Below are 20,476 nucleotides of genomic sequence, written 5' to 3'. Positions count from 1 at the left end.
GCGTGACATGTTGGGGCAGCTTGCGGTGGTGGCCGGCGCCGAGGGAGGACCCTTTCTCGTCTACCTGATCGACCTGGCCCGTGAGGAGGCCGCAGAGAAACTTCGCCGCAACGAAATCATGATCTCAGGCGAGGAGCGACACGCGTCCCCCTGAATGCCGTTCCAGCCGTCCGGCAAGATCGAGTTCGAGCAGCGTCAGATGTACCGTGCCCGGCGAAGCGCCGGTGTGTTCGATCAGATCGTCGACGGCGACGGGCGTCGGGCCGAGCGCCTCGATGATGCGCTGTCTTTCGCTGTCGGTCGGCGCCGCGCCCATCATCTCCTCCTCCCCCTCCTCGATATCGTGCCCGGCCCGCAGTCCGAGCCGCCCGTCCATGGGCCGGAGCACATCGATGATGTCGGACGCCTCCGTCACCAGAAGGCTGCCTTCCTTCAGCAGCTGATTGGTGCCGCCCGCCCGGGGATCGAGCGGCGAGCCGGGCACCGCGAAAACCAGCCGCCCCATCTCGGCGGCCAGCCGGGCGCTGATCAGCGAGCCCGAGCGCGAAGCCGCCTCGACGACGAGGAGGCCGAGGGCGAGGCCCGCAACGACCCGGTTGCGGCGGGGGAAATCGATGGCGCGCGGTTCCCAGCCGAACGGCATTTCCGAGACGAGGCAACTGCCGGAGTCGACGATGCGTCGCATCAGCGGGCGATTCTCCCGGGGGTAGGGGCGATCCAGCCCCCCGGCGAAGACGCCGATCGTGCCGCTGTCAAGGCTCGCCTCGTGCGCCGCCGCGTCGATCCCGCGCGCGACGCCCGAGACCACGACGAAGCCGGCGCGGCCGAGCTCGGCGGCGATGTGGCGGGCGAACTTGATGCCGGCGAGCGAGGCGTTGCGGGCGCCGACAATGGCGACCGTCGGCCGGTTGAGCACGGCGGCGTCGCCCATGATGGCCAGGACCGGCGGCGGCGCATCGGCCGCGCGCAGGATAGCGGGATAGTCGGGCTCTCCGAGGCAGACGAAGCGGGCCCCGAGGCGCTCGGCCAGCCCCATTTCCGCTTCGGCCGCCTCGAGACCGACGACGCGGACGGCCCGTGTCGAGCCGCCCTGGCGTGCCAGTGCGGGCAGGGCCTCCAGCGCTTCCTGCGCGCTGCCGAAGCGATTGATCAGGGCGCGGAAGGTCACCGGCCCGACATTCTCGCTGCGGATGAGGCGGAGCCAGGCGAGGCGCTGCTCGGGGCCGAGCCGGATGCCCGGGGGTGGGGCATCCGGCGGGTTCAACCCTTGGCTCCGATCTTGCCTTCCGTTCCCTTGAGCAGGCGCTCGATGTTCGGGCGGTGCTTGACGTAGACGATCAGCGTCAAAAGCCCCGTCAGCAGCGCCGCCGGCTGGTTGCCGAGCGCGAGATAGGCGATGGGCACGACGAGCGTCGCGGCCAGTGCGGCCAGCGAGGAATAGCGAAAGATCGCCGCCATACCCAGCCAGACGACGGCGAAGACCGCAACACCGATCGGCGCGAAGCCGAGAAGGATGCCGATATAGGTGGCGACGCCCTTGCCGCCCTTGAAACCCAGCCAGACCGGGAAGAGGTGTCCGAGAAAAGCGCCGAGGCCGGCCGCGGCGGCGGGCAACTCGCCGAACTGCCAGCCGATGAGCACCGGGACGGTCCCCTTCAGCACGTCGCCGACGAGCGTCAGGGCCGCGAGAAGCTTGTTGCCGGTGCGCAGCGCGTTCGTCGCGCCGATATTGCCCGAGCCGATGCTGCGCAGATCGCCGAGGCCGAAAAGCCGCGTGAGCAGGAGGCCGAAAGGGATCGTGCCGGAGAAATAGCCGAGGACGAACAGTCCCGAAATGGCCACCCAGCTGCCATGGTCTTCCAGCATGCCGATCGTCAGCTCCCCCCGCCGTCCCGCGCAAACACCGTGCGGCCTGCCACGACGGTGCGCAAGACCCGGCCCTGGAAGCGCGCGTTCTCGAAGGCGGTATTCTTCGACTGCGAGCGGATTTCCGCCTTGCCGTAGATGAAGGCCGCATCGAGATCGACGATCGCGATGTCCGCCGGCCGGCCGGGCCGCAGCGTGCCGCGGTCGAGCTTCAAGAGCTTCGACGGTGCCGAAGTCAGCGTCTCGACGACGCGCAGGAGCGACAAGTCGCCGGAATGGTGCAGGCGCAGCGCTGCCGCCAGCAGCGTCTCCAGCCCGATGGCACCGACTTCGGCCTCGGCGAAGGGATGGCGCTTGCCGTCCTCGTCGTGCGGATCGTGCGAGGAGACGATGATGTCGATGGTCCCGTCGGCGACCGCCTCGACCATGGCGACGCGGTCGTCCTCGCTGCGCAGCGGCGGCGACAGGCGGAAATAGGTGCGGTACTCGCCGATGTCGTTCTCGTTCAGCGAGAGATGGTTGATCGAGACGCCGGCGGTGACGGCCAGGCTGCGCTGCTTCGCCCGGCGGATCGCATCGGCCGAGGACGCGACCGAGATCTTGGCGGCGTGATAGCGGCAGCCCGTGAGTTCGGCCAGGCGCAGGTCGCGCTCCAGCGGAATCACCTCGGCCTCGCGCGGCACGCCGGGCAGGCCGAGCCAGGAGGCGAGCAGCCCTTCCGTCATCACGCCCGAGCCGGTGAGGTCGGCATCCTGCGTCTCGTGCATGACGAGCGCGTCGAAATCGCGGGCATAGGTCATGATCCGGCGCAGCAGCGCCGGGTTGGCGATGGTCTTGCGCCCTTCCGTGAAGGCCCGGACGCCGGCGGCGCCGAGAAGCCCGATCTCGGTCATCTCCTGGCCGAGCAGGCCGCGCGTCAGCGCCGCGGCGGGAAAGACGTTGATGTCGGCGGTCTCGCGCGCCGTGCGCATGACGAATTCGGCCAGCGCGACGTGGTCCACCACCGGATCGGTGTCCGGCATGGTCAGGATCGAGGTGACGCCGCCGGCCGCCGCGGCGCGGCTCGCCGAGCGGATCGTCTCGCGGTGCTCGCCGCCCGGCTCGCCGATGAAGACGCGCGCATCGATCAGGCCGGGCAGGGCAGTGAGCCGGCGTCCGTCAACGACCTCGGCGCCCTCGGGATGCCCCTGGCCGAGCGCATCGGCACCGGACGCGGCGATCTCGCCGTTGATGACGATGATCGTCCCCGTCGTGTCGATGCCGCGGTCGGGATCGACGATGCGGATGCCTTCGAGGACCAGCGGGCGCGTCATAGGTTGCTCCCGAGACCCGGCAGCAGCGCCTGGATCACCGCCATGCGCACCGCGACGCCCATCTCGACCTGCTCCTCGATGACGCTCTGCGGCCCGTCGGCGACCTCGGACGAGATCTCGACGCCCCGGTTCATCGGGCCGGGATGCATCACGAGGGCATCGGGCCTGGCATGGGAGAGCTTTTCGGCGTCGAGCCCGAAATAATGGAAATATTCGCGCACCGACGGCACGAAGGAGCCGGCCATGCGCTCACGCTGCAGCCGCAGCATCATCACCACGTCGGCGTCCTTCAGCCCCTCGCGCATGTCGCGGAACACCTCGACGCCCATTTGTCTGATGCCCGCGGGCAGCAGCGTCGAGGGCGCGACGACGCGCACGCGGGCTCCCAGCGCGTTGAGGAGAAGGATGTTCGAGCGCGCGACGCGGCTGTGCAGAACGTCGCCGCAGATCGCCACCGTCAGCCGGGCGATGCGGCCCTTGTGGCGGCGGATGGTCAGCGCGTCGAGAAGGGCCTGCGTCGGGTGCTCGTGCGCGCCGTCGCCGGCATTGATGACGGAGCAGCCGACCTTCTGCGCCAGAAGCGCCACGGCGCCGGCGGCGTGATGGCGCACGATCAGCACGTCCGGCCGCATGGCGTTCAGCGTCATCGCCGTATCGAGGAGGGTCTCGCCCTTCTTCACCGAGGAATTGGCGACCGACATGTTCATGACGTCGGCGCCGAGCCGCTTGCCGGCCAACTCGAAAGAGGCCTGGGTGCGGGTCGAGGCTTCGAAGAAGAGGTTGATCTGCGTGCGTCCCTTGAGGACGCTCTTCTTCTTGTCGCGGCGCCGGCTGACCTCGACCTCCGCTTCGGCGAGATCCAGCAACTGCTCGATCTCGTGCGGCAACAGGTTCGCCATCCCAAGCAGGTGGCGATGCGGAAAGACCGGGGGGTTGTCGGGCGCGTTCATGTTAAAGCGGGCGTATAGGAGAAAGCGGCCGGGCCGGCAAGCTCGCGCGGGCCGGGCACCGCCTTCCCCCAGAAAAAGATGAGGCCGGCAGGGAGCGAAGCCGGCAAGGGAGCAGAGAATGTCAGAGCGTCGCCATGCGCATGTCGAAGTGCCGAACCAGTCGTCGGACTATTCCGGCTTCAACGCCTTCGGCCACGATCCCCTGTTGCGCCTGGTGGCGGAGGCCCTGCCGCCAGGGCTGCGCGAGGATTTCGCGCGGATGGGACACTTTGCGGGCTCGGCGGAGGCACAGGATCTCGCCCGGCTCGCCAACACCGAAGTGCCGAAACTCCGGCGCTTCGACGAGAAGGGCCGGCGCATCGACCAGGTCGACTATCATCCTGCCTATCACGCCCTGATGCGCCGCTCGGTCGCCGCGGGTCTTGCCGGCTCCTCCTTTGCCGGACCCGCCGAAGAGGCGGACGTGCGGCACGAGACGCGGGCCATCCGGTTCCACCTGACGGCCGGGTTCGAGTGCGGCCATCTCTGCCCGCTGACCATGACCAATGCCTCGGTCGCGGCCCTGGCGACGACGCCGGCCGTCGGGGCGGCCTGGCTGCCGCAGATCGCCAGCCGCAGCTATGACCTGTCGGCGCGACCGCCGCGCCTGAAGTCGGGCGTGACGCTCGGCATGGGCATGACGGAAAAGCAGGGCGGCACGGATGTGCGCGCCAACACGACGCGCGCCGAACCGGATGGCGAAGGCGGCTGGCGTCTCGAAGGGCACAAATGGTTCCTCTCGGCGCCGATGTCCGACGCCTTCCTGATGCTGGCGCAGACCGGCGAGGGGCCGACCTGCTTCCTCGTGCCGCGCCGCCTCGACGACGGCGCGCTGAACGGCATTCATCTGCAGCGGCTGAAGGACAAGCTCGGCAACCGCTCGAACGCCTCGTCCGAGATCGAGCTGCAGGGCGCCAGCGCCGAGATGATCGGCGAAGCGGGGCGGGGCGTGCGTACCATCCTGGAAATGGTGACGCTGACCCGGCTCGACTGCGCGGTCGCCTCGGCCGGGCTGATGCGCGGCGCGCTCGGCGAGGCGGTGCATCACTGCCGCGAGCGCCATGTCTTTGGCCGCCCCCTGATCGATCAGCCGCAGATGGTACGGGTTCTCACCGACATGGCGCTGGACGTCGCCGCCGCCAGCGCTCTGGCGCTGCGCCTCGCCCGCAGCTTCGACCGGGCCGGCGCGGACGCGGCCGCATCGGCCTGGGCGCGGGTGATGACGCCGGCGACGAAATACTGGGTCTGCAAGCTCGCACCCGCCCTTGTCTACGAGGCGATGGAGTGCCTCGGCGGCAATGGCTATGTCGAGGAGGGCCGGCTCGCCCGCGCCTACCGCGAGGCCCCGGTCAACGCCATCTGGGAAGGGTCCGGCAACGTCATAGCGCTCGACGTCGTGCGCGTCCTCAAGCGGTCGCCCGAAGCTTTCGAATCGGCCATCGATTCCATTGCCGGCGATCTCGGCGCCGCCGCCGACCGGACGGTCGATGTCCTCAGGGCGGCACTGACCATGGCCGCGGCCGACGATGGCGCCGCCCGGCTCCTCACCGAACAGCTGGCGATGGCGGGTGCGGCGGCAGAGCTCGGCCGCCTGGGGCTCGAAACCGTCGCCGACGCCTTCATCGAAACCCGCCTTGGCGGCGTCTGGCGCCACAGCTACGGCATGCTGGACCTGCGCTGCGACGCCCGCGGTATCCTCGACGCGCTCTATCCACCGATCCGCTGACCCCGCAATTAAGCTTAACGGAACGTAGCGATTGCTAACCGGGCATCACCGGTCCAGATTGGCGTGAACGCTTTGTTAAGCATGGGAGCTGGTGATGCAGCGTCTGTTGACGACCGTGACGCTGGCGGCGTGGCTCGGCTACTGCGCCGTGTCGGCCGGCACGCTTGCCGCCGGGGCCTTTGCAGTCGCGCGTGACGGCGGGGCAGCCGAGACACTGCCCGCCTTCATCGCGGCCGAAATCGCCGCCACAGGCTTTCTCGCGATGGCTGGGCTCTTCGGCGCCGCGCTCTTCCTGCTGCACGTTACGCAAGGTGCCCGTGCCGTCGCGATCGCCGAAGGTGTGAGCCTCGGCGCGCTCGCACTGTCCGGCCTGTTTCTCCTGCTCGGGGCCGGACCTGCCGGCCCGCCCGCATCGGCCACGACCACGGTCTTCATGGTGCTGGCCTCGGTGCTCGCAGTCCTCGTCGACCGGGCGATCACGGTCGACGAGGAGGAGGAGGAGGGCGACTGGGAGTCCTTCGATGCCGGCCTCGCAGCGGTGACCGAGGCGATGGTGCGCCAGACGCGGCTCTATACGCCCCCGTATAACGAGCGGGCGGGCCGGTGAAGCTCGTTTTCCTCTGGCTGGGCGCGACGGCGGCCTTCTGGCTCTGGTTCGTCGTGTCACTGCACGATGCCAGCCTCGGCCTGTTCGTCCTCTCGCGCGATTTCCACGATGCGATCATGGCAGTCTACGGCTGGACCCTCGGCGTCGAGCCTACGCGTGTTCCCCGGCTTTTCGCCGAAGCTTTCGCGCTCGACGGTCTCTTGGTCCTCGGCATTCTCGCCTTCCGGCGGCGGCGACGACTGCTGGTCTGGTGCGCAGACGCCCGGACGCGCGGCCTCAGCTGGCTTCGGCGGACCGAATGGAAGAGAGCCGGTCGAGCGCACCCTGCAGAATGAAGGCAGCCGCCGCCGAATCGATTCGGTCAGCGCGCTTCTTGCGCGAGACGTCGGCCTCGATCATCGAGCGCTCGGCGGCCACCGTCGACAGCCGCTCGTCCCAGAACACGATCGGGCGGGAATCGAGCCGGAGATAGTTGCGGATGAAGGCGCGCGTCGACTGCGCCCGCGGCCCTTCCGATCCGTCCATGTTCAGCGGCATGCCGATGACGATGGCGCCGCAGCGCTCTGCCGAAAGGATCGCCAGCAGCGCTTCGGCATCGGCGGCGAACTTGCTGCGCCGGATGAGTTTTCGGGGCGTCGCCAGCCGCAGGCCGAGATCAGAGACGGCGATGCCGATCGTCTTGGTCCCGAGATCGAGACCCGCGACGATGCTGCCGGCTGGGACGAGCGCCCTGAGTTCGGTGATGTCCACAATCGCCATCGCGCTTCTCCCTGCCGCGGATGCCGCGGTCCGAAAACCCTGTATCCCTGACGACGCGGCTTGACCCGGCCCGCCGTCGGCTCACATAGGCGCGAAGACGCGCCGGGTCATAGCCCCTCGCGAGCCTTCCCGTCAGCCAAGGACATCGTTTCCATGAAGATCACCTATTTCGGTCACTCGGCGTTCCGCATCGAAACGGGCACGTCCGTCATCCTCATCGACCCCTTTTTGAACGGCAATCAGCATTTCACCGGGGATCTGGCCACCGCCGGGCGCGGTCTGACGCACATCGTGCTGACCCACGGCCACGAGGATCATGTCGGCGACACGGTGGAACTGGCCCGCATGAGCGGCGCCAAGGTCGTCGGCAATTTCGAGCTGACGATGTGGCTGGCGGCGCAGGGCGTCCAGAATGTCGAGCCGGCCAATACCGGCGGCACGCTGAAGTTCGCCGATTTTTCCGTCACGCTGACGCAGGCCTTCCACTCGTCCGGCCGGATCGGGGAGGATGGCAGCGTCTCCTATCTCGGCATGCCGAACGGCCTCGTCTTCCACTTCACCGACGGCCCCACCGTCTATCACATGGGCGACACCGACATCTTCGGCGACATGGCGCTGATCGAGGAACTGCATCACCCCAAGGTCGGCCTGGTGCCGATCGGCGACCGCTTCACCATGGGCGCCGCCGTCGCCGCTTTGTCGTGCCGCCGCTACTTCGCCTTCGATACCATCATCCCCATCCACTACGGCACCTTCCCGATGCTCGATGCCACGCCCGCGAAATTCGTCGAGGCGATGGAAGGTGACAGCGGCAAGGTCAAGATCCCGGAGATGGGCATCGCCTTCGACCTCTGACCCGATCGTGGCGGGGCAGCCGGCATTGTTGCCACTGTCCTGCCGCCTCGCTATATCGGGGCGCGGTCCGCCGCGCCCCCGGGGCATGGCGCGGCCGCGCTCCCTTGTCTCGACCAGATCCGGAATTGCCATGTCCGTCGACAATGCCACCGTCCGACGCGTCGCGCGTCTCGCCCGGATCGCCGTCTCCGACGACGACGTCGAAGCGATGAAGGGCGAGCTCAACACCATTCTCGGCTTCGTCGAACAGCTCGGCGAGGTCGACGTGACGGGCATCGAGCCAATGACGTCGGTGATCCCGATGGCGATGAAGAAGCGCCAGGACGTCGTCACCGACGGTGCCAAGGCCGCCGACATCGTCGCCAACGCGCCCGCCCACGACGCGCATTTCTTCATGGTTCCCAAGGTCCTGGAATAGGTTCGCGCCGAGGAGCTTTCCCGTGTCGATCACCATCGCGCCCGAATCGCCGTTGCAGCCGGATATTCGCGACCTGATCGCCGAGCTGAACGCCACCCTCCTGGCGCTGACGCCGGCGGAGTACTGCCACCACATGACGGTCGAGCAGATGGCAGGGCCGGAGACCACCGTCTTCATCGCCCGCCGCGACGGCGAGGTTGTCGGCTGCGGCGCGCTGCGCCGGATCGATGCGCACTCCGGCGAAGTCAAACGCATGTTTGTGAGGCCGGCGCTGCAAGGGGCGGGCCTTGGCGGTCGCATCCTCTCCGCGATCGAGGAGAGGGCGCTTGCCGAGGGCATCGATACGCTGATGCTCGAAACCGGCCACAATTTTCACGCGGCATGGCGGGTGTACGAGCGCGCGGGATTTCAACGCCGTGGCGCGTTCGGCGACTACCGCGAAAGCCCCTTCACGGTCTTCTACGGCAAGCAACTGGCTCCAGCGCCATCGAGCGTGCCACAAACGCGGTAGTCCCGCCGCACCGACATCCGCCATGGCGCGCATCGCTGCGCAACCCGAGCGGCCTTTCAGAATCCGACGAAACGGACCGACATGACCGATCTGACCGCCCTCACCATCGCCGAAGCCCGGACGGCCCTCGCGGCAAAGTCGGCCAGCGCCGCGGAGCTGACCGAGGCCTATCTCGGCGCCATCGAGCAGGCCAACGGCCAGTTGAACGCCTACATCACCGTCACGGCGGACAAGGCGCGGGCGATGGCCGCCGCCTCCGATGCGCGCATCGCCAAGGGCGAGGCCGGCGCGCTCGAGGGCATCCCGCTCGGCATCAAGGACCTCTTCGCCACCGAAGGCGTGCACACCCAGGCTGCCAGCCACATCCTTGACGGCTTCGAGCCGATGTACGAATCGACCGTCACCGCCAATCTCTGGGCCGACGGCGCGGTCATGCTCGGCAAGCTCAACATGGACGAGTTCGCCATGGGCTCGTCGAACGAGACCTCCTATTACGGCCCGGTGATCAATCCCTGGCGCCGTAAGGGCTCCAACCTCGACCTCGTACCGGGCGGCTCGTCCGGCGGCTCGGCCGCGGCGGTCGCGGCGCATCTGTGCGCCGGCGCCACGGCGACCGACACCGGCGGCTCGATCCGCCAGCCCGCCGCCTTCACCGGCACGGTCGGCATCAAGCCGACCTATGGCCGCTGCTCGCGCTGGGGCACCGTCGCCTTCGCCTCCTCGCTCGACCAAGCCGGCCCCATCGCCCGCGACGTGCGTGACGCGGCCATCCTCCTGAAATCCATGGCCTCGGTCGACGATAAGGACACCACCTCCGTCGATCGGCCGGTGCCGGACTACGAGGCGGCCGTCGGCCGCTCGGTGAAGGGCCTGAAGATCGGCATCCCGCGCGAGTACCGGGTGGACGGCATGCCTGAGGAACTCGACGCGGTCTGGCAGAAGGGCGTCGAATGGCTGCGCGAGGCCGGCGCCGAGATCGTCGACGTGTCGCTGCCGCACACAAAGTATGCGCTGCCGGCCTACTACATCGTCGCCCCGGCCGAGGCCTCGTCCAACCTCGCGCGCTATGACGGCGTGCGCTACGGCCTGCGCGAGAACGGCCGCGACATCACCGACATGTACGAGAACACACGCGCCGCCGGCTTCGGCCGCGAGGTCAAGCGCCGCATCATGATCGGCACCTACGTCCTCTCGGCCGGCTATTACGACGCCTACTACATCCAGGCGCAGAAGGTCCGGACGCTGATCAAGCGGGACTTCGAGATGGTCTATGCCGACGGCATCGACGCGCTGCTGACGCCGGCGACGCCGTCTGCCGCCTTCGGCATCGGCGACGAGGACATGGCCGCCGATCCGGTAAAGATGTACCTCAACGACATCTTCACCGTCACCGTGAACATGGCCGGCCTGCCCGGCATCGCCGTCCCCGCGGGCCTCACCGGGGAGGGCACGCCGCTCGGCCTGCAGCTCATCGGCCGTCCCTTCGACGAGGAGACGCTGTTCGCGACGGCCTCGGTGATCGAAAAGGCCGCCGGGCGGTTCACGCCGGCGAAATGGTGGTGAGGGGCATCGGCCCCGACGCGCCGGTCGACAACGACGTTTGCGCGAAGCAGCCGTCGCCTTGCCGGCCAAGGCGACGCGCATCCTAGCCGACAATTGAGGATCGACATGACCCGTCTTGCTCCCGCCGATTGCCAGTCCATGGCGGATCTGCGCACGCAGATCGACGCGCTCGACGCCGAGATTTTCGCACGATTTGCCGAACGCATGCGCTACATCCACCGCGCCGCAGAGTTGAAGCGCGGCGCGGGCATTCCCGCGAATGTGCCTGAGCGGGTCGACGAGGTCGTCGGCAACGCCGAGGCGCAAGCCGCGGCGCATGGTCTCGATCCGGCACTTTACGGCGCGTTCTGGCGCCGGCTGGTCGATGCCGCCATTGCCGAGGAGGAGAGACTGGGGGTCTGAGCGAAGGCGGAAGCGTCGCCTATCTCACATCCCTATAGATATCCTGAAAGCTCAACCGCGCGCCGACTGCGTTGAGGATGACCTCCGAGTTGTCGTCTTCCATGCAGAGAGGATCGTCCGGCCAGTCGCCTTCTGCATCACGGCTCCATTTCCATACCCGACGCCTATCCGCGTCCACGATCAGATACGTATCGAGGCCAGGGAGCGCGAGATACTCTTGGGCCTTGGGCCCGAAATCCACGTGCATCGTGCTGGGCGATAGAATTTCGACCAACAGGATGGCTGCGTCGGCCGTTCTCTCGTCCAGGGAAGCACCACGGGGTTCGACGAGGACGTCGGCATATCGAATGCTGTTCGGGCCTGTCGAAATGGCAAAGTCGCCCTGATGAACCGCATACCGGCTCCGGTCCAGTTGCGTCTGCAGGGCAAAGGCTATGTTGCCGGCGATGAGCGAGTGGCTTCGTCTGACCCATGGTTGCAAGCGCGGAACTCCATCGACCAGCTCGTATCGGGCGTCGAGACCATCCGCCCAGCGAAAGAAACCTTCGATCGACATCTTTTGGGCCTCGTCGATGCCTCTGGACTGAACATTCATGGATAGCTCCGTCGCAATCTCCCCGACGATTGTAGCGCGCTTGCCCAGTCTCGAAAACAGCCGAATCCCGCACAGCCGAAGCTGAACCTTGAACCCCCGGCGCCTTTGCTCTAGCCCTTGCCCAAGCCTTGCCGACCCCCGCGAAAGACACGGATATGACCGAACTCGTCGACACCCGCATTCCTGATCCGAAGAAGTTCATCACTGGGGCCACCGGCGACTGGGAGATCATCGTCGGTCTGGAGGTCCACGCGCAGGTCCTGTCCAACGCCAAGCTGTTTTCGGGGGCGTCGACCACCTTCGGCTCCGAGCCGAACGCCAATGTCAGCCTCGTCGACGCGGCCATGCCGGGCATGCTGCCTGTCATCAACGAGGAATGCGTGCGCCAGGCGATCCGCACCGGGCTCGGCCTGAAGGCGAAGATCAACCACCGCTCGGTGTTCGACCGGAAGAACTACTTCTATCCCGACCTGCCGCAGGGCTACCAGATCTCGCAGTTCAAGGATCCGATCGTCGGCGAGGGCGTCGTCCAGGTCTCGGTCGGGCCGAACAACAAGGGCGAATTCGACGAGGTCGAAATCGGCGTCGAGCGGCTGCATCTGGAACAGGATGCTGGCAAGTCGATGCACGACCAGCATGCGACCATGTCCTATGTCGACCTCAACCGTTGCGGCGTCGCGCTGATGGAGATCGTGTCGAAGCCCGACATGCGCTCGGCCGACGAGGCCCGCGCCTATCTCACCAAGCTCCGGACGATCCTGCGCTATCTCGGCACATGCGACGGCAACATGGACGAGGGCTCGATGCGCGCCGACGTCAACGTCTCGGTGCGCCGCCCGGGCGGTGCTTTCGGCACGCGCTGCGAGATCAAGAACGTCAACTCCATCCGCTTCGTCGGCCAGGCGATCGAGGCGGAGGCGCGCCGGCAGATTGAGATCATCGAGGACGGCGGCACGATCGACCAGGAGACGCGCCTCTACGATCCGGCTAAGGGCGAGACCCGTTCGATGCGCTCCAAGGAGGACGCGCACGACTACCGCTATTTCCCCGATCCCGACCTTCTGCCGCTGGAGTTCGACCAGGCCTATGTCGACGCGCTCGCGGCGGATCTGACGGAACTGCCCGACGACAAGCGCGCGCGCTTCGTCCGGGATCTCGGCCTGTCGCTCTACGACGCCTCGATTCTCGTCTCGGAAAAGGCGATCGCCGACTATTACGAGGCCGTCGCTGCCGGGCGCGACGCCAAGCAGGCGGCGAACTGGGTCATCAACGACTTGCTCGGCGCTTTGAACAAGGCCGGCAAAGCGATTGATCAGACTCCGGTTTCCGCCGCCCAGCTCGGCGCCATCCTCGACCTGATCCGGGCGGAGACGATCTCCGGCAAGATCGCCAAGGACCTGTTCGAGATCGTCTTCGCTGAAGGCGGCGATCCGGCCGAAATCGTCGAATCGCGCGGCATGAAGCAGGTGACCGACACCGGCGCCATCGAGGCGGCGGTCGACGCCATCATCGCCGCCAATCCCGACAAGGTCGAGCAGGCCAAGCTCAAGCCGACGCTGGCCGGCTGGTTCGTCGGCCAGGCCATGCGCGCCATGGGCGGCAAGGCGAGCCCCGCGGTCGTCAACCAGCTCGTCAAGAACCGGCTGGGACTGGAATGAGCGCCGTCTTCATCCGCACGGCCGGCGAGAAGGATCTCGCCGCCGTCAGCGCGCTGCTCGGCAAGACCTGGCACGCGACCTACGATCCGATCTACGGCCCGGGAAAAGTCGACGAGATTACCCGCTCCTGGCACGGCGTCGCAGCGCTGCGGCCCCGTCTCACCCGGCCGACCTCGGAATTTCTCGTCGCTGACGACGGCAATGACATCGTCGCTATGGCCTTCGCCGCAACCTCGGCCGAGGGGCGTGTCGTCGTGGTGCACCAGCTCTACGTCGATCCGGCCCATCAGCGGCGCGGCATCGGCCGTGATCTCCTCGCCGAGATCGTCGACTGTTTCCCCACCGCCAGCAGCCTGCGCGCCGAAGTCGAGGAGGCCAATGTCGCGGCGGTCGCGTTCTGGCGCCGGGCCGGTTTCATGCTGACCGGGCACACCGAGACGGAGCTGTCCGGGGGCGATGTTCTGCCGGTGGCGATCTACGAGCGGCCGATCGCCTGAACGGCAAGCCGTTAACCATGAATGAAACATTAACGCACTCAGTGAGCAGTTTTGGCTAGATAATCTCGGCCGGACTTTTCGCGGGTGCTCCTTGGACAATTTCAGTGCCCTTATTCTCGTCGCGAGCGCTGCGCTGATCGCCGCGCATGGCGTGGTGATGCGCCTCCGCCAGGCCAAGCGCGAGGCCGTGAGCGCGGCTCGCCGTCCGTCCATGCATGTTTCGCCGTCCTGGCTGTTCGTCTGGAGCGCGCTGGTGGCGGCCTGCCTGGAATGGTGGTTGCCGACATCCCGCGCCCTGACCCCTCTCTGGTTCTGGCTGGCCACGGGCGTCGCCCTGGCGGCGACGGCCGAAGGCTTCATGCGGTCCGCCGGACGGACGCTTCAGCGCCATGCCACTACGCAGGACGCAGCCCGGGTCGCCGACGTCCTGGTCGACGAGGGCCTGTTCGGCGCGACCCGCAATCCGATCTACCTCGGCATGCTGCTGCTCTTTCTCGGCGTCGCGGTGGCGGCGGGAAGCCTGTGGGCGCTGGCGCTGCTGCCGGGCTATTTCCTGGCGCTGCATCTCCTCGTCGTGCGCCCGGAGGAGGCGGCCCTCCGGCAACGGTTCGGCGAGCGCTATCAACGCTATGCGGCGGCCGTCCCACGTTATTTCTGACGCTTTCACAAAATCCGGCCAGGTGCGGCCGGGCTGCCGTGGGCGGGTGGACAATCGGCGTCGGCGGCCCCATAAAGCCGTCGGACAAAGGCGGATCGCGGCAATGAAGCAGACTCTCCTCGAAATCTTCACCTGGTGGCAGGGCCAGACCATGGGCACGCGGTTCCACACCTGGCGCTTCGGCAAGAAGGTCGGCGAGGACGAGCGCGGCAACGTCTACTACCAGAACGCCGACGGCTCGCGCCGCTGGGTCATCTACAACGGCCCCGCCGACGCATCGGCGATCGGCCCGGGCTGGCATGGCTGGATGCACCATCGCGTCGACGTCGCGCCCGCAGGCGAAAGCTATGCCCCGCGCAGCTGGCAGAAACCGCACCAGGTGAATCATACCGGCACGCCTCTGGCCTACCGGCCGAAGGGCTCGCTGCTGAGCCCTGCAGAGCGGCCGCGCGTGACCGGCGATTACGACGCCTGGGTGCCCTGACCGCCTGAACGGGGTGCCTGGAGGCCCGCGGGGCTTTATGGCGCCGCGTCTCTGCTGGCCTGTTTTGGCCTTCGTGCGGCCCTTTCTTCGGATCCGTCACACTTTGGTCGGCTGCGCCGGCCACCACCGGCAAGGACGCGTCCGCCGCAGGGAACGATCGATGAAATTTCTCCTGGCCGCCTTGCTTGCAGCCTCCGCACCGACGCTGGCAGCCCATGCGCAGGAGCCGTCTTTGCCGCCGCTCGAGCTGCCGGCGCCAGACGGCGCGCTGGCCACGCCCCCAGCCGATATCGAGCGGGTCAAGAACAAGGTCGCCGAGTTCTCCGGTCTCGACAAGATCACCGGCCGGATCACGTCCTTCGACGTCTATATCGACGAAACCGTGCAGTTTGGCGCCCTGCAGGTCACGCCGCGCGTCTGTTACACCAGCCCGCCGAGTGTTCCGCCGCAGACCGACGGCTTCATCGAGGTCGACGAGATCACGCTGGATCGGGAGATCCGCCGGATCTTCACCGGCTGGATGTTCGCCGATTCCCCGGGGCTGAACGCCGCCGAGCATCCGGTCTATGACGTGTGGCTGACCGGCTGCAAAAGCGATTCGGCCGTTCCGCCACCGGCGGGATAGAAGGTCGCGGGAACGGCGATCGCCTCTTCCAGGCGGGCCTGGTACTCCGCCCGCGAGATCTCGACGGCCCCGAACTGCGCCAGATGGTCGGTGATGAACTGGGCGTCCAGAAGCCTGTAGCCGCCGCGGCGCAGGCGATCCACCAGGAACGCCAGCGATACCTTCGAAGCATCGGTCTGGCGCGAGAACATGCTCTCCCCGAAGAACGCGCCGCCGAGGCTGACGCCGTAGAGCCCGCCGACAAGCTGGTCGTCCCGCCACGCCTCGACCGAATGGGCGTGGCCGTCGCGGAAGAGCTGCAGATAGAGATTTCGGATTTCGGCGTTGATCCAGGTGTTCGGCCTGTCCGGCGCGGGCTCCGCGCAGGCGTCGAGCACGGCCGGAAAGGCGCTGTCACAGCGCATCTCGAACGTGCCGCGACGGATCGTCTTCCGGAGGCTGCGCGACACGTGAAAGCCGTCGAGCGGGATGATGCCGCGCTCTTCCGGGTCGATCCAGAACATGCCCGGATCGTCGGCGCTCTCGGCCATCGGGAAGATGCCGCAGGCATAGGCCTTCAGGAGGATTCCCGGCGTGATCTCGAATCGCTGGTCGCGCCGGTTCGCCACGGCCGCTTCAGCCCGGCTGCTGCCCGGCCAGATATTTCTCCAGCCAGTGGATGTCGTAGTCGCCGGCGGCGATGTCGGCATTGTCGACGAGATCGCGGAACAGCGGCAAGGTCGTCTTGACGCCGTCGACGACGATCTCGTCCAGCGCCCGGCGCAGCCGCATCATGCATTCCTGCCGGGTGCGGCCGGAAACGATCAGCTTGCCGATCAGGCTGTCGTAGAAGGGCGGGATCGCATAGCCCTGGTAGATGCCCGAATCGACGCGGACGCCGAGGCCGCCGGGGGTGTGGTAGTGGCTGATCGTGCCGGGCGAGGGGGCGAAGGTGCGCGGGTCCTCGGCATTGATCCGGCACTCGATGGCATGGCCTGAAAAGACCACTTCCGACTGCTTCAGCGACAGGCCGAGGCCGGCGGCGACGCGGATCTGCTCGTGCACGAGGTCGAGGCCGGTGATCGCCTCGGTGACGGGATGCTCGACCTGCAGCCGCGTGTTCATCTCGATGAAGTAGAACTCGCCGTTCTCGTACAGGAACTCGATCGTGCCGGCGCCGCGGTAGGAGAGCTTCGCCATCGCCTCGGCGCAGATCGTGCCGATGCGGTTGCGCTGTTCGTCGTCGAGGGCGGGCGAGCGGGCCTCTTCCCAGACCTTCTGGTGGCGGCGCTGCAGCGAGCAGTCGCGCTCGCCGAGATGGATGGCGTTGCCGGCCCCGTCGCCGAACACCTGAACCTCGATATGCCGGGGCTTCTCGAGATATTTTTCGATGTAGACCGCATCGTCGCCGAAAGCGGCGCCCGCTTCGGAGCGCGCCGTCGACAGCGCCAGCGACAGTTCATCTGCGGTGCGCGCCACCTTCATGCCGCGACCGCCGCCGCCGGAGGAGGCCTTGATGATGACGGGAAAGCCGATCTCCTTGGCGATCTTGGCCGCCTCGCCATCGTCCGTCACGGCGCCGGCGGAGCCGGGAACGACCGGGATGCCGAGACGCTTGGCGGTGCGCTTGGCCTCGATCTTATCGCCCATGATGCGGATATGGTCGGCGGTCGGGCCGATGAAGGTGATCTTGTGCGCGTCGAGGATGTCGGCAAAGCGCGAGTTTTCCGACAGGAAGCCGTAGCCGGGATGCACGGCGTCGGCACCGGTGATCTCGCAGGCGGCCAGGATCTGGGGAATGTTGAGATAGCTGTCGCGCGACGGCGGCGGGCCGATGCAGACGCTCTCGTCCGCCAGCCGCACATGCATGGCGGCATTATCGGCGGTCGAGTGTACGGCCACCGTCTGGATGCCGAGTTCCTTGCAGGCACGCAGCACGCGCAGGGCGATCTCGCCACGATTGGCGATCAGGATCTTCTTGAACATCTTGGCTCCCCGCCTCAGCCGATGACGACGAGGGGTTCGCCGTACTCGACCGGTTGGGCATTGTCGACGAGGATCTTCTTGATCTTGCCGGCGCGCGGCGCCGGGATCTGGTTCATGGTCTTCATCGCCTCGATGATCAGGAGGGTCTCGCCCTCCACGACCGTCTGGCCGATCTCGACGAAGGGCTTGGCGTCCGGACCCGACGCCAGATAGACGGTTCCGACCATCGGCGAGGGGACGCTGCCGATCTCGGGCCCGCTGGCGACCGCGACGGCCGGCGCCGGCGCCATCTCCGGCGCATAGCCCGCCTGCTGCGGATAGGGCGCCATCTGCATCTGGGCGGGGTAGCCGCCGAAATCCTTCTGGCGGCAGACGCGGACGCGCAGCGTTCCCTGCTCTACCTCGATCTCGGTCAGATCCGTATCGTTCAGGATGTCGGCGAGCTCGCGGACGAGGCTGCGATCGATGATGTTGTCTTTGGTGGACATGCTTTACCTTTGAACCTTCAACCGGACTGCCCGGGAGCTGCGGGCGCACCCACGGGCACTGGCCGGACCGCATCGAGGATGCGCCTGTCCCGGCCGTGCCTTTTTGAGATCGCTACCAGCCTACGATGACAAAACTCATGATGGGAGCCGATGTCGACGCGTCAACACGCGGACAACGGCAGGATCGGGCGTGTATAGACCGCCCCGGGCGCGACGAAAAGCCGAAACATTGCCGAAGGGGTCGGCGCTCAACAGCGAGTCTGGCCGCAGCTGCGGACATTGGCGATCTTTTCCGCCAGCCCTTCCTTGCCGATGGCCCCGGGAACCACCTCGTTCGCCAGGACATAGGAGGGCGTTCCGGTGATCTTCAGGAGCTCGGCGATGCGCGTGTCCTCCTGCAGGGCGGCCTCGACTTCCGGCAGTTTCATCGCCGCCCGCATGGCCGCCTCGTCAACGCCGAGCTCCTCGGCGAGGGTGAGGGCGCTGTCCTCGTTGGCGGTACCCTTCGAGCCCAGCAGGCGGGCATGGAATTCGCCATAGCGCGTCGGTGCCAGATGCCGGAAGGCGAGGCTGACATGGCTGGCCTCGACCGAGGGCGGCCCGAGAACCGGGATTTCCTTCAGGACGAAGCGCAGCTGCGGATCGGCTTCGATCAGCGCCTGCATGTCGGTAAGCGCCCGTTTGCAGTAGCCGCAATTGTAGTCGAAGAACTCGACGACGGTGACGTCGCCTTCCGGATTGCCGATGACCGTCCCCTCCGGTGTCGCGAAGAGATTGGGGCCCGCCTGCGCGATCGCCTCCTTCTGCTCGCCCACCGCCTGCGCCTGGCGCTTGGCCTCCAGCGCATCCATCGCCTCCAGCAGCACCTCGGGATTGCGGATGAGATAGTCGCGCACGACGGTCTCGATCTCCGTCTTCTCGCCGTCGGTGAGGGCGAGGGCCGGCGCGCTCGCGGTCAGCGCCAAAACGAGGGATGCAGCGGCGAGGAGGGACTTTCTGGTCAAAAGGGCGTTCCTTTGTCGATCGCGACGGCGGCGATCACTTGGATGAGGTCTTGGTGGATATGATGTCCTGGGCCTGCAGCCATGCCGGCGACCCCGGTTTCAGCTTCAACTGCGCCCGCGCGGCAAAAATCCTGGCGTCGAGGATCGACCCGGCCTGCCAGTATCCCTCAGCCATGGCAAGCTCGGCGGCGGCGGCATCGCCGATTTTGCCATAGGCCATGGACAGGAAACGGTAGGCGTTGGAATTGGAAGGGTCGGCTTCCAGACCCTTCTTGATCATGGCGATGGCGCTCTTCATGTCGGCGGCATCGCCGCCGGTGACCATGGCCTGTCCGATCGAGGCCTGCAGCAGGCCGGACTTGGTCGGGTCCAGCTTGGCCGCCCGCGTGAAGGCGGCGGCCGCCTCCTTGGCCCGCCCGGCTTCCATCAGGATCTCGCCGCGAATCTCGTGCAGCCAGGGGCTTTTCGGCTCGCGGGCAAGGAGCGCGTCGATCTTCTGCAGGGCGGCACCGGGCGAGCCGGAGAGGTGGGCGGAGATCGCCTCGCCATAGGTCGCGGGGAGGCCGCGCGGATCGTTGCGGAACAGCCGCCGAACGCCGCCGGCGCCGGCGCCGTAGGCGGCGATCTTCGCCCGCGCGAGGTCATGGCGCAGCTGTAAGGCGGGATCGTCCTTGCGGTCGTAGAACCGGCTGGTCCGCGCCAGTTCCTCCAGGCGGCCGATCCGGTCGCGGGGCGCGGGGTGCGACGTGATATAGCGGTTCGGGGAGATGCCCGAGAGCATGTTGGCCCGCTCCAGTCCCTCGAAGCTCTCGATCAGGCCCCGGGCCGACTGGCCGGATTTCTCGAGATAGACGAGGGCGGACCGGTCGGCCGTCGTTTCTTCGGTCCGCTGATAGGCCTGAAGGCCCCGCAACGCCGCCGCGCCGCCACCCGCCGCCACGCCCGTGCCGGCCCGGGCGGCATCGGACGACCCGGTCGCCGCGCCGGCCACCGCGACGCCCGCGCCGAGGAGCCCGGCGATGAGGGCGATGGTCTTCGCCCGCTCCATCTGGTCGCGCAGCCGGAGCTGGTGTCCGCCGGCCAGATGCCCGATTTCGTGCGCGATCACGCCGATGAGTTCGTTCGGCGTCTCCGAGCCGAGGATGGTGCCGGTGTTGATGAAGATGCGGCGGCCGGAAACGAAGGCATTGAACTCCGGGCTGTTGACCAGCACCACCTCGATGCCCGAGCGCGACAGACCCGCCGCCTTCAGGATCGGGCGGGTGTAGTCGGCGATGAGCGCCTCGATCTCGGCATCGCGCACGACCGGGACGCTGCGGCCGACCGGCGACGCGGCGAGGACGGGCGACACGGCCATCGCCATCGCCAGGAAAAGGCAGGAGAGGCGGGTCTGGAGACGGGCGATCATCGGCCTTATGCTGTCCTTCATCAGGTGTCGGTCGGATTCGCGACGACACCTCAGTCGCTTTCAATCCGGCAAATGTGAGGCCTTA

General features: G+C 67.4%; 24 protein-coding genes. 13 read left to right on the top strand and 11 right to left on the bottom strand.

All coding sequences use genetic code 11. The features are described from left to right. Positions 1–124: 124 nt before the first annotated feature. From dprA to IEX88_RS15335, 4 genes are read right to left on the bottom strand one after another with little or no spacing between them, the layout of a single operon-like run. Complete coding sequence (gene dprA, locus IEX88_RS15350) at positions 125–1,264, bottom strand: DNA-processing protein DprA (RefSeq protein ID WP_188852226.1); 1,140 nt, start codon at positions 1,262–1,264, stop codon at positions 125–127. After that, on the bottom strand, positions 1,261–1,866 hold the full coding sequence (plsY, locus tag IEX88_RS15345; RefSeq protein ID WP_188852224.1) for a glycerol-3-phosphate 1-O-acyltransferase PlsY: 606 nt from the start codon (positions 1,864–1,866) through the stop codon (positions 1,261–1,263). The genes dprA and plsY overlap by 4 nt, the downstream gene beginning before the upstream one ends. Before the next feature lie 8 nt (positions 1,867–1,874). Next, the gene (locus IEX88_RS15340; protein ID WP_188852222.1) at positions 1,875–3,179 is read right to left on the bottom strand and encodes a dihydroorotase; all 1,305 of its coding nucleotides are present in this window, start codon (positions 3,177–3,179) and stop codon (positions 1,875–1,877) included. After that, complete coding sequence (locus IEX88_RS15335; RefSeq protein ID WP_188852220.1) at positions 3,176–4,129, bottom strand: aspartate carbamoyltransferase catalytic subunit; 954 nt, start codon at positions 4,127–4,129, stop codon at positions 3,176–3,178. Before IEX88_RS15335 ends, IEX88_RS15340 begins: the two co-directional genes overlap by 4 nt. Before the next feature lie 118 nt (positions 4,130–4,247). On the opposite strand from IEX88_RS15335, the gene IEX88_RS15330 reads away from it, so the two are divergent. The 3 genes from IEX88_RS15330 (at position 4,248) to IEX88_RS15320 (ending at position 6,836) form a co-directional block, all read left to right on the top strand. Then, positions 4,248–5,894, top strand: a complete 1,647-nt coding sequence (locus tag IEX88_RS15330) for an acyl-CoA dehydrogenase family protein (protein WP_188852218.1) — start codon at positions 4,248–4,250, stop codon at positions 5,892–5,894. Positions 5,895–5,988: 94 nt separating this feature from the next. Continuing rightward, positions 5,989–6,501, top strand: coding sequence for a hypothetical protein (locus IEX88_RS15325; RefSeq protein ID WP_188852217.1), 513 nt, complete (start codon positions 5,989–5,991; stop codon positions 6,499–6,501). Further along, the gene (locus IEX88_RS15320) at positions 6,498–6,836 is read left to right on the top strand and encodes a DUF6105 family protein (RefSeq protein ID WP_188852215.1); all 339 of its coding nucleotides are present in this window, start codon (positions 6,498–6,500) and stop codon (positions 6,834–6,836) included. Before IEX88_RS15325 ends, IEX88_RS15320 begins: the two co-directional genes overlap by 4 nt. Here the strand turns inward: IEX88_RS15320 and ruvX are convergent. Next, positions 6,778–7,260, bottom strand: a complete 483-nt coding sequence (gene ruvX, locus IEX88_RS15315) for a Holliday junction resolvase RuvX (protein ID WP_188852213.1) — start codon at positions 7,258–7,260, stop codon at positions 6,778–6,780. The two genes, IEX88_RS15320 and ruvX, sit on opposite strands and share 59 nt — an antisense overlap. Before the next feature lie 153 nt (positions 7,261–7,413). Here ruvX and IEX88_RS15310 point away from each other — a divergent pair, with 153 nt between their 5' ends. The 5 genes from IEX88_RS15310 to IEX88_RS15290 all read left to right on the top strand — a co-directional run bounded on the left by IEX88_RS15310 (position 7,414) and on the right by IEX88_RS15290 (position 11,009). Beyond that, positions 7,414–8,115, top strand: coding sequence for a metal-dependent hydrolase (locus tag IEX88_RS15310; protein WP_188852211.1), 702 nt, complete (start codon positions 7,414–7,416; stop codon positions 8,113–8,115). Between the two features lie 130 nt (positions 8,116–8,245). Next, positions 8,246–8,533, top strand: a complete 288-nt coding sequence (gene gatC / locus IEX88_RS15305) for an Asp-tRNA(Asn)/Glu-tRNA(Gln) amidotransferase subunit GatC (RefSeq protein ID WP_188852209.1) — start codon at positions 8,246–8,248, stop codon at positions 8,531–8,533. A 22-nt stretch (positions 8,534–8,555) separates the two neighbouring features. Further along, a complete protein-coding gene (locus tag IEX88_RS15300) occupies positions 8,556–9,044 on the top strand; it encodes a GNAT family N-acetyltransferase (protein WP_188852207.1) in 489 nt (162 codons plus the stop codon). An 81-nt stretch (positions 9,045–9,125) separates the two neighbouring features. Continuing rightward, positions 9,126–10,607, top strand: coding sequence for an Asp-tRNA(Asn)/Glu-tRNA(Gln) amidotransferase subunit GatA (gene gatA / locus IEX88_RS15295; protein WP_188852205.1), 1,482 nt, complete (start codon positions 9,126–9,128; stop codon positions 10,605–10,607). A 138-nt stretch (positions 10,608–10,745) separates the two neighbouring features. Next, entirely contained in the window at positions 10,746–11,009 is a 264-nt protein-coding gene (locus IEX88_RS15290; protein WP_188852203.1) for a chorismate mutase, read from the top strand. 19 nt (positions 11,010–11,028) lie between these two features. Here the strand turns inward: IEX88_RS15290 and IEX88_RS15285 are convergent, their stop codons facing one another. Further along, positions 11,029–11,604 carry a Uma2 family endonuclease gene (locus IEX88_RS15285; RefSeq protein ID WP_188852200.1) on the bottom strand — a complete coding sequence of 192 codons (576 nt, stop codon included), beginning with the start codon at positions 11,602–11,604 and terminating at the stop codon, positions 11,029–11,031. 155 nt (positions 11,605–11,759) lie between these two features. On the opposite strand from IEX88_RS15285, the gene gatB reads away from it, so the two are divergent. The 5 genes from gatB to IEX88_RS15260 all read left to right on the top strand — a co-directional run bounded on the left by gatB (position 11,760) and on the right by IEX88_RS15260 (position 15,526). Then, positions 11,760–13,262, top strand: coding sequence for an Asp-tRNA(Asn)/Glu-tRNA(Gln) amidotransferase subunit GatB (gene gatB / locus IEX88_RS15280; RefSeq protein ID WP_188852198.1), 1,503 nt, complete (start codon positions 11,760–11,762; stop codon positions 13,260–13,262). Then, the gene (locus tag IEX88_RS15275; protein ID WP_188852197.1) at positions 13,259–13,759 is read left to right on the top strand and encodes a GNAT family N-acetyltransferase; all 501 of its coding nucleotides are present in this window, start codon (positions 13,259–13,261) and stop codon (positions 13,757–13,759) included. The genes gatB and IEX88_RS15275 overlap by 4 nt, the downstream gene beginning before the upstream one ends. Before the next feature lie 91 nt (positions 13,760–13,850). Next, positions 13,851–14,417: a methyltransferase family protein gene (locus IEX88_RS15270; protein WP_188852195.1), complete on the top strand. Its 567-nt coding sequence runs from the start codon at positions 13,851–13,853 to the stop codon at positions 14,415–14,417. A gap of 103 nt (positions 14,418–14,520) precedes the next feature. Further along, positions 14,521–14,901 carry an NADH:ubiquinone oxidoreductase subunit NDUFA12 gene (locus tag IEX88_RS15265; protein ID WP_188852193.1) on the top strand — a complete coding sequence of 127 codons (381 nt, stop codon included), beginning with the start codon at positions 14,521–14,523 and terminating at the stop codon, positions 14,899–14,901. A gap of 160 nt (positions 14,902–15,061) precedes the next feature. After that, complete coding sequence (locus tag IEX88_RS15260) at positions 15,062–15,526, top strand: DUF2155 domain-containing protein (protein ID WP_188852464.1); 465 nt, start codon at positions 15,062–15,064, stop codon at positions 15,524–15,526. Here the strand turns inward: IEX88_RS15260 and aat are convergent. The 5 genes from aat to IEX88_RS15235 form a co-directional block, all read right to left on the bottom strand. Further along, positions 15,466–16,134, bottom strand: a complete 669-nt coding sequence (gene aat, locus IEX88_RS15255; protein WP_244640216.1) for a leucyl/phenylalanyl-tRNA--protein transferase — start codon at positions 16,132–16,134, stop codon at positions 15,466–15,468. The genes IEX88_RS15260 and aat overlap by 61 nt on opposite strands. A 7-nt stretch (positions 16,135–16,141) precedes the next feature. Beyond that, positions 16,142–17,491: an acetyl-CoA carboxylase biotin carboxylase subunit gene (accC, locus tag IEX88_RS15250; protein ID WP_188852189.1), complete on the bottom strand. Its 1,350-nt coding sequence runs from the start codon at positions 17,489–17,491 to the stop codon at positions 16,142–16,144. 14 nt (positions 17,492–17,505) lie between these two features. Continuing rightward, positions 17,506–17,979, bottom strand: a complete 474-nt coding sequence (gene accB / locus IEX88_RS15245; protein ID WP_188852187.1) for an acetyl-CoA carboxylase biotin carboxyl carrier protein — start codon at positions 17,977–17,979, stop codon at positions 17,506–17,508. 248 nt (positions 17,980–18,227) lie between these two features. Then, a complete protein-coding gene (locus IEX88_RS15240) occupies positions 18,228–18,983 on the bottom strand; it encodes a DsbA family protein (protein WP_188852185.1) in 756 nt (251 codons plus the stop codon). Positions 18,984–19,017: 34 nt separating this feature from the next. Next, entirely contained in the window at positions 19,018–20,391 is a 1,374-nt protein-coding gene (locus tag IEX88_RS15235; RefSeq protein WP_188852180.1) for a M48 family metalloprotease, read from the bottom strand. Between the last annotated feature and the right edge of the window lie 85 nt (positions 20,392–20,476).

The sequence above is a fragment of the Aureimonas glaciei genome, from assembly GCF_014643375.1.
GTDB classification, from domain to species: Bacteria; Pseudomonadota; Alphaproteobacteria; order Rhizobiales; family Rhizobiaceae; genus Plantimonas; species Plantimonas glaciei.
This window is presented reverse-complemented; position numbering and strand designations above follow the sequence as displayed.